The organism is Pseudomonas ceruminis (assembly GCF_021602025.1).
Taxonomy (GTDB): Bacteria; Pseudomonadota; Gammaproteobacteria; order Pseudomonadales; family Pseudomonadaceae; genus Aquipseudomonas; species Aquipseudomonas ceruminis.
Map to the genome: position 1 here is coordinate 23512 of NZ_BQHW01000030.1, position 12183 is coordinate 35694.

The 12183-nt window shown below is 63.6% G+C and carries 14 protein-coding genes; 5 read left to right on the forward strand and 9 right to left on the reverse strand.

Going from position 1 to position 12183, the window contains the following annotated elements:
- Nucleotides 1-44 precede the first annotated feature (44 nt).
- Nucleotides 45-527, forward strand: coding sequence for a TIGR02444 family protein (locus L6D80_RS25570; protein ID WP_176514338.1), 483 nt, complete (start codon nucleotides 45-47; stop codon nucleotides 525-527).
- On the opposite strand, the gene L6D80_RS25575 is transcribed toward L6D80_RS25570, so the two are convergent.
- The gene (locus L6D80_RS25575; RefSeq protein WP_176514340.1) at nucleotides 503-1504 is read right to left on the reverse strand and encodes an AlgP family protein; all 1002 of its coding nucleotides are present in this window, start codon (nucleotides 1502-1504) and stop codon (nucleotides 503-505) included. The genes L6D80_RS25570 and L6D80_RS25575 overlap by 25 nt on opposite strands.
- Nucleotides 1505-1727: 223 nt before the next feature.
- Between L6D80_RS25575 and L6D80_RS25580 the strand changes: the two genes are divergently transcribed.
- Nucleotides 1728-2393, forward strand: coding sequence for an FKBP-type peptidyl-prolyl cis-trans isomerase (locus L6D80_RS25580; RefSeq protein WP_176514342.1), 666 nt, complete (start codon nucleotides 1728-1730; stop codon nucleotides 2391-2393).
- Between the two features lie 10 nt (nucleotides 2394-2403).
- On the opposite strand, the gene L6D80_RS25585 is transcribed toward L6D80_RS25580, so the two are convergent.
- The 7 genes from L6D80_RS25585 to L6D80_RS25615 all read right to left on the reverse strand — a co-directional run bounded on the left by L6D80_RS25585 (nucleotide 2404) and on the right by L6D80_RS25615 (nucleotide 8786).
- Nucleotides 2404-2874 carry an Rsd/AlgQ family anti-sigma factor gene (locus L6D80_RS25585; protein ID WP_054902403.1) on the reverse strand — a complete coding sequence of 157 codons (471 nt, stop codon included), beginning with the start codon at nucleotides 2872-2874 and terminating at the stop codon, nucleotides 2404-2406.
- Between the two features lie 232 nt (nucleotides 2875-3106).
- Nucleotides 3107-3613 (reverse strand): disulfide bond formation protein B, encoded by a 507-nt coding sequence (locus L6D80_RS25590; protein ID WP_054902402.1) that lies wholly within the window; start codon nucleotides 3611-3613, stop codon nucleotides 3107-3109.
- A gap of 222 nt (nucleotides 3614-3835) precedes the next feature.
- On the reverse strand, nucleotides 3836-5074 hold the full coding sequence (locus L6D80_RS25595; protein WP_054902401.1) for a heme biosynthesis protein HemY: 1239 nt from the start codon (nucleotides 5072-5074) through the stop codon (nucleotides 3836-3838).
- Nucleotides 5071-6171, reverse strand: a complete 1101-nt coding sequence (locus L6D80_RS25600) for a uroporphyrinogen-III C-methyltransferase (RefSeq protein ID WP_054902400.1) — start codon at nucleotides 6169-6171, stop codon at nucleotides 5071-5073. Before L6D80_RS25600 ends, L6D80_RS25595 begins: the two co-directional genes overlap by 4 nt.
- 45 nt (nucleotides 6172-6216) lie before the next feature.
- Nucleotides 6217-6984 carry a uroporphyrinogen-III synthase gene (locus tag L6D80_RS25605; protein ID WP_182387642.1) on the reverse strand — a complete coding sequence of 256 codons (768 nt, stop codon included), beginning with the start codon at nucleotides 6982-6984 and terminating at the stop codon, nucleotides 6217-6219.
- Nucleotides 6981-7922 carry a hydroxymethylbilane synthase gene (hemC, locus tag L6D80_RS25610; protein ID WP_176514344.1) on the reverse strand — a complete coding sequence of 314 codons (942 nt, stop codon included), beginning with the start codon at nucleotides 7920-7922 and terminating at the stop codon, nucleotides 6981-6983. Before hemC ends, L6D80_RS25605 begins: the two co-directional genes overlap by 4 nt.
- Nucleotides 7923-8042: 120 nt before the next feature.
- The gene (locus L6D80_RS25615; protein ID WP_054902397.1) at nucleotides 8043-8786 is read right to left on the reverse strand and encodes a LytR/AlgR family response regulator transcription factor; all 744 of its coding nucleotides are present in this window, start codon (nucleotides 8784-8786) and stop codon (nucleotides 8043-8045) included.
- Nucleotides 8787-9096: 310 nt separating this feature from the next.
- On the opposite strand from L6D80_RS25615, the gene argH reads away from it, so the two are divergent.
- Complete coding sequence (argH, locus tag L6D80_RS25620) at nucleotides 9097-10491, forward strand: argininosuccinate lyase (RefSeq protein WP_054902396.1); 1395 nt, start codon at nucleotides 9097-9099, stop codon at nucleotides 10489-10491.
- A 104-nt stretch (nucleotides 10492-10595) separates the two neighbouring features.
- On the opposite strand, the gene L6D80_RS25625 is transcribed toward argH, so the two are convergent.
- A complete protein-coding gene (locus tag L6D80_RS25625; RefSeq protein ID WP_176514345.1) occupies nucleotides 10596-11258 on the reverse strand; it encodes a glutathione S-transferase in 663 nt (220 codons plus the stop codon).
- Nucleotides 11259-11405: 147 nt separating this feature from the next.
- Here L6D80_RS25625 and L6D80_RS25630 point away from each other — a divergent pair, with 147 nt between their 5' ends.
- Both L6D80_RS25630 and L6D80_RS25635 read left to right on the forward strand, forming a co-directional pair.
- A complete protein-coding gene (locus L6D80_RS25630; protein WP_054902394.1) occupies nucleotides 11406-11705 on the forward strand; it encodes a hypothetical protein in 300 nt (99 codons plus the stop codon).
- A 69-nt stretch (nucleotides 11706-11774) separates the two neighbouring features.
- Nucleotides 11775-12020 (forward strand): TIGR02647 family protein, encoded by a 246-nt coding sequence (locus L6D80_RS25635; RefSeq protein ID WP_054902393.1) that lies wholly within the window; start codon nucleotides 11775-11777, stop codon nucleotides 12018-12020.
- Nucleotides 12021-12183 lie beyond the last annotated feature (163 nt).

The window sequence follows — 12183 nt, forward strand, 5'->3', positions numbered from 1 at the left end:
CGCGGAGTCTACCAGCTTCCTTGGCCTATAGCGTGAGTGGAATCATGTGCACTGACCTGTGGAATCACGCCCTGGCCCTGTATGCCCGGCCGGGGGTCGAAGAGGCCTGCATGAGCGTGCAGGCAATGGGGGGCGATGTTTGCCTGTTGCTGTGTGCGACCTGGCTGCAACGGCGCAATGTCACTGTGGATGCCGAGCGGGCAAAGGCGCTGCGCGACTTGGCCGCCCCCTGGCAGCGGGGCGTGGTGACGCCGCTACGTGAACTGCGCCAGCAGTGGCGTGCGTCAGCGCAACATGACCCGCAACTGGCAGCGCTGCGAGAGCAGGTGAAGGGCCTGGAGCTGCAGGCAGAAAGGACGTTACTGGAGCGCTTGCAGGCGTGCGCGCAGCAATGGCCCGAGGGCTCGCAGGAGCCCACGGACGACTGGCTGGCCTGGCTTGCGCCTGACCAGGCCGGTGGCCACGACGCGCTGGAGCGATTGCGCGCCGCCGCCGCCGGGCTTCAGGAGGCCGAAGACGGCGCCTGACCCGGGGTGCTTGCAGCCGGTGCCGTTGAGGCAGGCGTTGCAGAGTTGGACGTGGATGCAGCCGTTGCCGGAGTGGTCGGCTTGCTTTCGGCAGGCTTGCTGGCAACGGGCTTGGCAGCCGCTGGTTTGGCCGGAGCCTTGGTGGCAGTTGGCTTGGCGGCGGGTTTGGCAGCTGCAGGCCTGGCCGCAGCTTTGGCTGCAGGCTTGGACGCGGTGGTTTTAGCCGCAGCAGGCTTGGCGGCGGCAGGTTTCGCGGCCGCAGGTTTAGCCGGGGCTTTGGCAGCGGCGGGTTTGGTAGCCGCCGCGTTGGCCGGAGCCTTGGCAGCTGGTTTGGCTGCAGGTTTAGCCGCAGCCGTGCGTGCCGGCGCTTTGGTAGCGGCCGGTTTCGCCACAGCGGCCTTGGTTGCCGCTCTGGCTGGGGCCTTGGCAGCAGCAGGTTTGGCTGCCGTTACGCGGGCAGGGGCTTTGGCGGCAGCCGTCTTGGCAGGTGCTTTGGCGGCTGGTTTTGCCGCAGGCTTGGCGGCGGTTTTCGCAGACCCTTTTGCAGCCGCCGGCTTAGCTGATTTGGCAGCAGCGGCACGCTGATCGAGTGCCTTACCCGCAGCCTCACGCACCTTGCCAACACCCTGGGCAAGTTTCAGGCTTTCCTGGGCATCGCGCTTGAGTTGCTGAATATAAGTCCGGGTTTGCGTCTGGCGCTCTTTGAGCGAGTCGAGCAACGTCTCAAGTTCACCAATGCCTTTCTGTGCTTTGCCTTGGGCCTTGGCTTTACCTGCCTTGGCCGCGTCCTGCAACTTCAGGCGCCCGTTGTGCAGTTTTTCCTGCGCCTTGCCACGTTGCTTTTCCAACTTGGCCAGCAGTTTTTCCGCATCAGCCAGCGCTTGCGAGCAGGCATCTTCCAAGTGTTCGAGCAGGCTGCCCGAAAGTTGCTGGAGCAGGTGTAACGGCGTACTTACGGGCTTCTTTTTGGCCGACATGGTTTACCTCCTGGCTGATGAGATTGCGGCTCATACTATGCTTCTGCTGCTACCGCCGCTAGGGCATGTTGACAGTATCGTTTGCGCCGCGTTGCATGCCTGGGCAAAGTTGTTATCTTGCAGCTGCGTGCAAGTGTAGTTGCTTAACAATTCGTTGCTGATATTTACGCATCTGCCGCCAACGGGCTGGCATACTTCGCAGTTCCTGAGCTCGGAGTTGCCCATGCCTCGTTATCTCGTTCTCGGCCTGTGCCTGGTGGCTCCCACGGCGCTGGCGGCTTCCGATGCGACACCCCCCAACGACCATGACTTGGCCTACAGCCTGGGCGCCAGCCTGGGTGAGCGGCTGCGCCAGGAGGTGCCTGGGTTGCAGCTCGACGCGCTGCTCGAGGGCTTGCGCCAGTCCTATCGAAACCAGCCTCTACAGCTGGACAAGGCGCACATGCAGGCCATCCTTCAGCAGCATGAAGAACAGGCGAACAGCGCGGCCGAGCAAGGCGATGCAACAAAAGCGCAGGCCGTTGAAACGCGGTTCATGGCCAACGAACGAGCACGTGCTGGCATGCACGAGTTGCCCGAAGGTGTGCTCTACCGTGAATTGAAAACTGGCACCGGCGCGCAGCCCAAGGCCGGTGACAAGGTTCAGGTGCGGTACGTGGGCACCTTGCCCGACGGCTCGGTGTTCGATCAGAACCAGCAGCCCCAGTGGTTCAGCCTGGGCTCGGTGATCGAAGGGTGGCAAGTGGCGCTGCCGCATATGAAGGTGGGGTCGACCTGGCGCCTGGTGATTCCCTCGGCACAAGCTTACGGCGCCGAAGGCGCGGGTGATCTGATCGCGCCTTTCACACCACTGGTATTCGAAATCGAGTTGCTGGCAGTCGGCAGCTGACCTCGACCTATCAGGCTTCGACTGCGCCCTCTTCCTTGTGCGCGTTGTGCAATACCTCGATCAGGCAGTCCTCGAGTTCGAAGCGCTCGTGCAACAGGCTGCCCAGCTTGCCCAGTTTTTCGGCGAAACGTTCGGTGTCGGTACACTCGCCCTTTTCGCAGTGATCATTGAATGCCAGTGCGATCTGGGTAATGTCGTTGATCCGCGGGTTGATCTCTTCGGCCAGTTTCAGGGCTTTCTGGTCACCGAATGCCTTGGCCTCCGTCACCAGTTGCTCGCTGACTTCGAAATGCCAGGCCGACACGTAATCGACCAGCACCGCGCAGAAGTCGCGGTTCTGTTCCTTGTCTGCAAAGGCCGGCTTGGCATCGCGCAAGGCGCGAAAAGCCTGGACCAGCTCCTCGCGCTCCTTGAGCCAGCGGTCGATCAGCCGGTGAACCCCGCCCCAGCGTTCCTGGGCGTTCTGACAACTATCGAGCATGGCAATCTCTTCCCTTCTGGGTAGATGCCGCTGCACCTCGTACCACGACCGTGCGGCACAACGGTGACATCAGCAGGACGGCATCGAGCAGTTGTATTTTTCGGTGTGCGTGCTGGGAGATTATTCCCGCGCGTGCTGACCATCAAGGTACGCAGACGACTAAGTTCATACAAGCGTTTAATACCCTGGCGCATCACCATTGGTCGTGCTACTGCCGAAAACTTGCGTTCGATCAAGCTTTGCCCAGTGTGCGGAAACGATACGCCATCAGGTAGGTCAAGGGCAGCGCTGCCAGCAGCAGGAAGGCCAGCAGGCTCCATTCGGGCAGGGTCAGGTCAAGAAAACTCCAGGTCAGCGAGTTGCAGTCCTGCCCGCCCAGCAGCAGTTGCCGGGCGGCCTCGCTCCAGGACCGTTCGAACACGGGCCAGATCGGCCCCGGGCTACCTTGGCTGACACTGCCGGCACCCTGCAGCCAGACATGCCGTGCCGCCAGCAACGCCCCTGCGCCCGAGCTGGCCAGCGCGGCGCGCGCGTAGTGCCTGAGCCCTGCGCTGCCGGGGGCATGCAGAACCGCGCACAGGCAGATAAAAGCATGCACAGCCAGCAGCAATCGCTGGCTGAAACACAGCGGGCACGGCATCAGCCCCAAGGAGCGCTCCAGGTAGAAGGACACGACCAGGACCGCCACCGAGGCAAGGCAGGCTGGAAGAAAAAACGTGCGCAGACGTGCCGGCAACATGGGTGGTGGAGGCCCTGGGCTAGAAGATGTGGCTTGAAACGGTAGAGGAAAGACGCACTTTGTTTCAAGGCGCGACAGGGGCGAGAAGTCACTGGGAGGCAGAAGAAAAATCCATCCGAGTGGTAGGAATTTTCTTAAGAAGAATGCAGCAGAAATTACGCGTTGCTATGGACAAATTACCTCGCCCATGAGCCCGCGCGCTCGCGCAGGCTCATGGCTAGGTCAGGCGCGTACAGCTTCGGGCAACGGCAGGGCCAACAGGCGTTCATCCAGAAGGCCAAGGCCCTCCTGGAACAGCTGGTTGCTGCGCTCGGTCTCACCCAGGCCGGCAAGCAACCGGGCCAGTTCGGCACAGGTTTCCGGGTTGCGTTCCATGCGCAGGCTGCTTTCCAGGTAGTCGCGTGCCTTGCCCCACAAGCGGTTCTGCAAGCTCAGGCGGCCAAGCGTGAGCAGCAGGCTCGGGTCCTGTGGGTTCGCCTTGAGCCAGTCCTCGGCGGTTTGCAGCTGGCGGGCCGGGTCATCGCCGCGCACCAGGCCGTACAGTCGGGCCAGGTGACTTTCGTATTGACGTTTGAGGGCGGTGCGCAGTACCTGTTCGGCTTCGCCCTGGGCGCCCACCTGGCGCAATTGCTCGGCATAGGCCAGCACCAGTTGCGGTTCCTGACGCTGGGCTGCGGTCAGTTGTTGCCAGGCGCGCTCCAGCGCCTGGCGAGCGCTGTGTGCATCGTCGCCGCGGGCGGTCGCCAGGCTCAGGTTCTGGCCCCATGCGCGTTGTTCCAGCGCAGCAAGTTCAGCGGCCGACAGCACCTTGGCCTTGCGCAGGTCCGGCAACAGGCGAATCAGCGCCGACCAGTCGCCACGCTCAAGATACAGCCGCTGCAGCAGGCGCAGCACCTGGTTGTTGTGAGGGTGCCGCTCCTGCATGGCCAGCAGTGTTTCCAGGGCGCCATCCGTTTCGCCTCGGTCCATCTGCAACTGTGCGTGGGTCAGGGCAATTGCCAGTTCGGCCTGGGGCTGGCGCTCCAGAGCGCGCTCAAGAAGGTTGTCGCTGTCTTCCTTGCGCCCCAGCTCGTTGGCCGCACGGGCCGCGCCGAGGTAATACAGCAGCGGCTGGCGCTCGGCCTCGGCGGCGCGGTGCAGATGGCGCTGGGCACTGGCCCAACGTCCCTCGGCAAGGTCCAGTTGCCCCTGCTCGATGGCAATGCGAATGCGTCGGCTGCGATTACGCCGCGACCAGGGGTTGACCACGCCACTGGAGGTCAGCACCAGGCCTACCAGGTAACGCAGCAGCCAGAGGGCCAGAACCACCCCCGCCAGGGCCGCGAGCGCTGCCCACAGCCCGGACTGGTAACGGAAGCCGCCATAGGCAATCAGCACGTAACCGCTGTGCTTGGCCACCGCGATGCCCAGCGCTGCGGCAACCACAATGGCCAGTACCGCCAGCAGGTAGACACGCTTCATGGTTTGCCCCCTTCCCGCTCGGCGGGCAGGTGGCGGCGCTGGATGTAGTTCTGCACCGCCGCCAGGCTCTCGCTCAGGTCGGGCGTGACAACCGAAACCGGCTGCTCGGCCAGCGCATTGAGGCTGTCGAGCATCGCCTTGCTTTGCGGGTTGTCGGCATTGAAGTTGGCCAGCAGCACGCTGCGCGCATCATCCAAGGCCTGGGTGTAGACCTTGGCCTCGCCATTGAGCGCCGCCCACTGAGCCTGCTCGATGGTCAGGCTCAAGGCCAGACGCAGCTGATTGAGCGACTGCCCGGCCAGGAGGGGGCGCACGTTGTCGTCCGCGTTGAAATCGATCTGGAAGTACTTGGAGATCTCTGCCCACCACTGGGACAAGCGGCTGGCACCATCGCCGTCGGCGGTAAGGGCCCCGAGCGCATCGGCATTGCTGTCGAATTCCGGTGACTGGGCACTGAGCTGCTGTACCAGGTCACGCTGGGCGGCCAGCTTCAGGAACAGCCCAGTGCGGTCTGGTTGCTGGGTACTGTTGAGCGTCGCCAGGCTGCGCGCCAGTTGCTCGCGAGCGGCGAACGCCGCGGGGTCGCTCTGCTCACGCAGGATCTCGTCGGCACCCTCGACCAACGCCTTGGCGCTGGTGATGTCCTGCAACGCCGAAAGGCGCAGCGTCGCCAGGCGCAACAGGTGCTCGGCTTCGGCCAGGCGCCACTCCTTGCGGCTTTCGCCCAGGACGGTTTCCAGGCGCTGGCTCAGGCGCTGCTGATCGCCTTGCAGTTGTGCCACCAGGCGACGCCGGTCTTCCAGTTCGCTGGCCGCCGGCAGGCTGGCGAGCTGGGCGCTGATCTGCTGCTCACGCTGCTGCAGGGCTGCAGCACGCTGGCTCAGCGCTTCAAGGTGCTGGCCCTGGTTCAATTCACTGCCTTGCAGTTGCCGCACCTGCCAGACACCCCAACCGCCTACCGCAATCCCTGCAGCGCCCACCAGCAGTGCCAAAAGGGCCAGGCCACTGCCAGAGCGTTTGGCGGGTTGGTCGGTAATGGGTTGCGCCGGCTCCTGCGCCGACGGCTGATCATTGTTGGACAAGACAGTTTCGCTCACGTATCCATCCTTTGCATGGGGGCGCATCGCTCTGAGCTTAGCGCCTTAAGAGGCAGGTGCAGCGCTACGCTGCACAGCTGCCAGCAAGGCCGCGGCACTCGCGCCACGGCAATCCAAAACCTGTTGGGCCCCTGCAGCCCTGGCCTGCTCGGCGACTCGCGGGCTCGGCACGAACAACGGCAGACACGCCACTTGCGGCCAGTCGCCAGCGGCCATCTGCTGCAGGTGTTCAAGACCCTGCCCACTGCTGACCACCAGGCCGTTGAGGCGTTCCGCCTGGATGCGACGCATCAACGTACCCACCGGGTACTCCGGCAGGCAGCGACGATACAGTTCCAGATAATCGACACTAGCACCTTGCTCTGCAAGACGCCCGGCCAGCAGTTCGCGACCTCCTACGCCGCGCACGATCAGCACCCGTGGCGTGGCAACCGCCATAGCCTCGCGCAGGCCCGGGAGTGCGAGCAAGGCCTCGCTATCGTCACCCTGTGCCGGGAAGGCCACCTGCAAGCCCGCAGCGCGCAATACACCTGCCGTCGCTTCACCGACGCTGAACCAGCCGGTCGCAGGCGGTTGCACGGCAGTTTGTGCCAGGTGTTCCAGCAGCAGCCTGGCAGCGGGCTTGCTGACCACAATGATGACCGCGTATTGCTTCAGCGCGCAAAGCAGCGCGCGCTGCCCCTCCCCCAGTGCTACGGGCTCGATCGCCAACAAGGGCAGGCAACTGCTGGCCACACCGGCCGCCGCCAGGCTCTGCGCCAGGGCAGCGCAGTCATCGGCAGGCCGGGTGAGCAACAGGCGCCAGGGGCTCACGGGTGCCCGGCCTCACCGTAAACTTCCTTGAGAATGGCTTCGGCCCCCTGGCCCAGCAGGTCTTCGGCAACCTGTATGCCCAAGGCCTGGGCAGACGCGCGTGGCGCACGGGCTTCGGCCACCAGCAAGGTCCCCCCGCTGGGTTGGCCCACCAGCCCACGCAGCCAGAGCTGCTCGCCTTCAAGGACTGCATAGCAGGCAATCGGCACCTGACAACCGCCGTTCAGGCGCTTGTTCAAGGCTCGTTCGGCCACCACGCGGTCAGCGGTATCGACGTGGTGCAGCGGTGCCAGCAAGGCATGGAGCTCAGTGTCTGCAGTACGGCATTCGATGCCTACTGCACCCTGGCCACCGGCCGGTAGGCTGTCGTCGACACTGATACTGGCGCTGATGCGCGACTCGAAGCCCAGGCGAATCAGGCCTGCCGCTGCAAGGATGATGGCGTCGTACTCGCCGGCATCGAGCTTGGCCAGGCGGGTATTGACGTTGCCACGCAGGAAGCGGATCTGCAGGTCCGGGCGGCGCGCGAGCAGTTGGGCCTGACGACGCAGGCTGGAAGTGCCGACGATGCTGCCGGCAGGCAGCGCCTCAAGGCTGGCGAACCGGTTGGACACGAAGGCGTCGCGCGGGTCTTCGCGCTCGCAGATACAGTACAGGCCCAGGCCTTCGGGGAAGTCCATGGGCACGTCCTTCATCGAATGCACGGCGATGTCGGCTTCGTTCTCCAGCAGGGCAGTTTCAAGTTCCTTGACGAACAGGCCCTTGCCGCCGATCTTCGCCAGCGGCGCGTCGAGCAGCTTGTCTCCGCGGCTGACCATGGGTACCAGGGTGACCAGCACCCCAGGATGGGCCTGCTCTAGCCGGGCTTTGACGTATTCGGCCTGCCACAGGGCCAAGGCACTTTTACGGGTGGCGATGCGGATTTCGCGAGTGGACATGGAGCGCCCCGATGCTTAGGAATACCGCCGATGATAACAGCTCCGTCGGTATCGCTAGCAGATGTGGGTCAGGATCCTGTAGCGGGCCTGTCGCCGGCTGGTTGGCGACAAGGCCCTTGTTCAAAGCGTCTGCATCATCTTGCGCACGCCAGCCACATGCCGGCGGCTGACGGTCAGGGCGTCATCGTGCAGGCCTTTGAGGTAGAGCTGGAAATGCCCCAGCGGGGTACGCTGCAAGCGCTCGATACGCTCACGGGCCACCAGGGCATTGCGGTGGATACGCACGAAACGCTCGCCGAACTCGTCCTCGAGGGCTTTGAGCGGCTCATCGAGCAGCACTTCGCCGGCCTCGTGACGCAAGGTCACGTATTTGTGATCGGCAATGAAATAGATCACCTGCCCCAAGGGGATCAGCTCGATGCCCTTGCGGGTACGTGCACTGATATGGCTGCGCGGGCCGCCGCCTTCGCTGCCTGGACGGGTCAGCGCCGCCAGCTGGGCGCGGTTGGGTTTCTCGGCCTTGCGCAGCGCATCGCGCAGGGCCTGGGGGTGGATCGGTTTGGTCACGTGGCTGAGGGTGCTGTCCCTGAAAGCTTCAGCGCCATAGGCATCGTCACCGGTGCAGAACACCACCGACGGAGGCGCCTCGCGTTCGCACAGGCGAGCCGCGACCTGCAGGCCATCCAGGCCCGGCATGCCGATGTCCAGCAGGACGACATCGGGCTTGAGGCTTTCGATCAGGGCCAGTGCCTCCTCGCCGTTGGTGGCGCTGGGCTCCAGCACGGTGTACCCCTCCAGGTCCCCGAATAGCCGCGTCAGGCGTTCACGGGCTTGGGGTTCATCATCAACGATCAGGACATTCATAATTGCTCTGGATTCCTGAGTGAGTCTCGCACAGGTATAGCGTAGACAGATGCAGGTCGAGCGACACTGCGGTCACGCTCTAGACCGATACGAAGGCCAAAGATTCACTGAGCCGGCAGATTCGCTGCCAGTCCTTTGTCCAACTGTAGACGGTCCTTAGAACACTGCCGTTCAATCGTTGAATATCGTTTTGGCCTGCCTTTACCGATGTTTCCCACGGATTTCTGTCGACAGGCGCCCTGCGGCGGCAAGCCCAATCCTGCTATCATCGGCGGCACTTTTTTCGTTCACGCCTTCAACGAGTGAATCCATGAGCACCGACAAGACCAATCAGTCCTGGGGCGGCCGCTTCAGTGAGCCCGTCGACGCCTTCGTCGCCCGCTTCACCGCTTCGGTCGACTTCGACAAGCGCCTGTACCGCCACGACATCATGGGTTCGATCGCCCACGCCACGATGCTGGCGCAGGTTGGCGTACTCAGCGACGCCGAGCGCGATACCATCATCGACGGCCTGAAGACCATCCAGGGCGAAATCGAAGCCGGCAACTTCGACTGGCGCGTCGACCTTGAAGACGTGCACATGAACATCGAAGCACGCCTGACCGATCGCATCGGCATCACCGGCAAGAAGCTGCACACCGGGCGCAGCCGCAACGACCAGGTCGCCACCGACATCCGCCTGTGGCTGCGCGACGAAATCGACCTGATCCTGGCCGAAATCACCCGCCTGCAGCAGGGCCTGCTGGAGCAGGCCGAGCGTGAAGCCGAAACCATCATGCCGGGCTTCACCCACCTGCAGACGGCCCAGCCAGTCACCTTCGGCCACCACCTGCTGGCCTGGTTCGAAATGCTCAGCCGCGACTACGAGCGCCTGGTCGACTGCCGCAAACGCACCAACCGCATGCCCCTGGGCAGCGCCGCACTCGCCGGCACCACCTACCCGATCGACCGCGAACTGACGTGCAAGCTGCTGGGCTTCGAAGCAGTGGCTGGCAACTCGCTGGACGGCGTTTCGGACCGTGACTTCGCCATCGAATTCTGTGCCGCTGCCAGTGTGGCGATGATGCACTTGTCGCGCTTCTCCGAAGAGCTGGTGCTGTGGACCAGCGCGCAGTTCCAGTTCATCGACCTGCCAGACCGCTTCTGCACCGGCAGCTCGATCATGCCGCAGAAAAAGAACCCGGACGTACCGGAGCTGGTCCGTGGCAAGAGCGGCCGTGTGTTCGGCGCCTTGACCGGCCTACTGACCCTGATGAAAGGCCAGCCGCTGGCCTACAACAAGGACAACCAGGAAGACAAGGAACCGCTGTTCGACGCCGCCGACACCCTGCGCGATTCGCTGCGCGCCTTCGCCGACATGATCCCGGCCATCAAACCGAAGCACGCGATCATGCGCGAGGCGGCGCTGCGTGGTTTCTCCACCGCCACCGACCTGGCCGACTACCTGGTACGCCGTGGCCTGCCATTCCGTGACTGCCACGAGATCGTCGGCCACGCGGTGAAGTATGGCGTCGATACCGGCAAGGACCTGGCCGAGATGAGCCTGGAAGAACTGCGCCAGTTCAGCGACCAGATCGAACAGGACGTGTTCGCCGTGCTGACCCTGGAAGGGTCGGTCAACGCCCGTGACCACATCGGTGGGACCGCGCCGGCGCAAGTGCGCACTGCCGTAGCGCGCGGCAAGGCGTTGCTGGCTTCGCGTTAAGGCCCCAGTGCGAGGGCTTTGCCCTCGTTCGCCGCAGCGCCAAGTGCGATCCCTCCGGGTGCTGGCGTGCCAGCGATTGGGCTGCTGAGCAGCCCTCTTCAGGTTCAGCGCTTGCCGCTGCGGACCATCTCCATGAAGGCCGGCATCGATGCCTCCTTGTCCGCCAGGATTCGCGCCATGTGCGGGTTCTCGCGCATTTTCTCGAGCAACGCCTTGGCCTGCGGGAAGTCCGCCAGCAAATCGATGTTCAGCACCTTCTTGCCCACTGCGTAAGCCAGGTCGACCGAGAAGCAGAACATCAGGTCGGCAAGGGTCAGTGCTTCACCCGCCACATAAGGTGCAAAGCGCCCATTGCGCTTGAGCGTGGCGAACCCAGCCAGCAGGTCTGCACGCGCCCGCTCCTTGATCAACGGCTCTACCGCCGCGCCGAAGAATGACTCGGCATAGCAGGTACGCGCCGGCAGCTCGATATACAGCTCGATCTCCTTGAGCAACTCGCGCACCTTGGCCTGCCCGAACGCGTCTGCCGGCAGCAACGGTGTGCCCCCTTGGGTCTGCTCGATGTAATCGAGGATCACACTGGTTTCGCTGATGAACCCGTGCTCGGTTTCCAGCACCGGCACCTTGCCTCGTGGGCTGACTGCCAGCGCTTGCGGCGCCTGGCCACCGTAGAACGTGACTTCCTCGAACGGCAGGCCTTTTTCCAGCAGCGCCAGCTTGACCATGTTGTAGTAGTTGCTGACCGAAAATCCGTGAAGCTTGAGCATGGGGTAACAGCCTCCAGGCCGTATGGGGTTGGCCTGGCTTTTATAGCCCCATCGCCCGCCCCTGACCAGCGTCATGCGCCCGGTCGATGACCAGGCATTGCCGGCGCGAGCATGGCAAACTGTACGCCCCACTACAGGAGTACCGCCATGAGCGAGCCCACCGACATCGACAATGACGACGAAGCCTTCGCCGAGGCGACACTGACCCAGGCTATCGAGAACCAGATCGAAAGCGGCGAGCCACCAGCGGCCAAGGCCACCCTCAACAAGCTGACCCTGGTCGGCTACGAGCGCGAGGACATTCTCAACCTCATGGCCCACGTGCTGGCCATCGAGATCGACAACATGCTCGACGAAGACCGCCCGTTCAACACCGAATGGTATGAAGCCGCCCTGCGCGCGCTGCCCGAACTGCCACCTGAGACAGATCAAGGCGCGGACGAATAACCCGACTACACTCCAGGGTCAGGCACCGCTGGCGGTGCCGCCATCCTCGTCTGGAAGTCAGGAGTCGCCATGTCCTTCACCCCCGAACTGATTGCCGAACTGGAAGTGCTCGCCCTGTTCAACCTGGACAGCAGCCAGGAAGGTATCAAGATTCACGCGAACGCCTCTCCCACCCTTGTCGCTGCGGCTCAACGCCTGCACGAGAAACGACTGACCGACCAGCCCGATGGCGGTTACCTCACCAGCCTCGGGCATGACGCCGCGCAGAGCGTGCAGCTGTTGCTGAACATTCTCAAATCACCGCAACCGGCGTGAAATCGCCAGCTCCCACTCGTACAGCGCTGAACCTGTGGGAGCGGGCCTACCGCTTGGAAGCGCTCAATGGCGGTAGAAAAATGACGCCAAAAAAACATTTGTCGCTTATCCGAGTGCTCCACTCAGGCTAAACTCGCCTCAGCTCCCCCGGTATGCCCCTGAG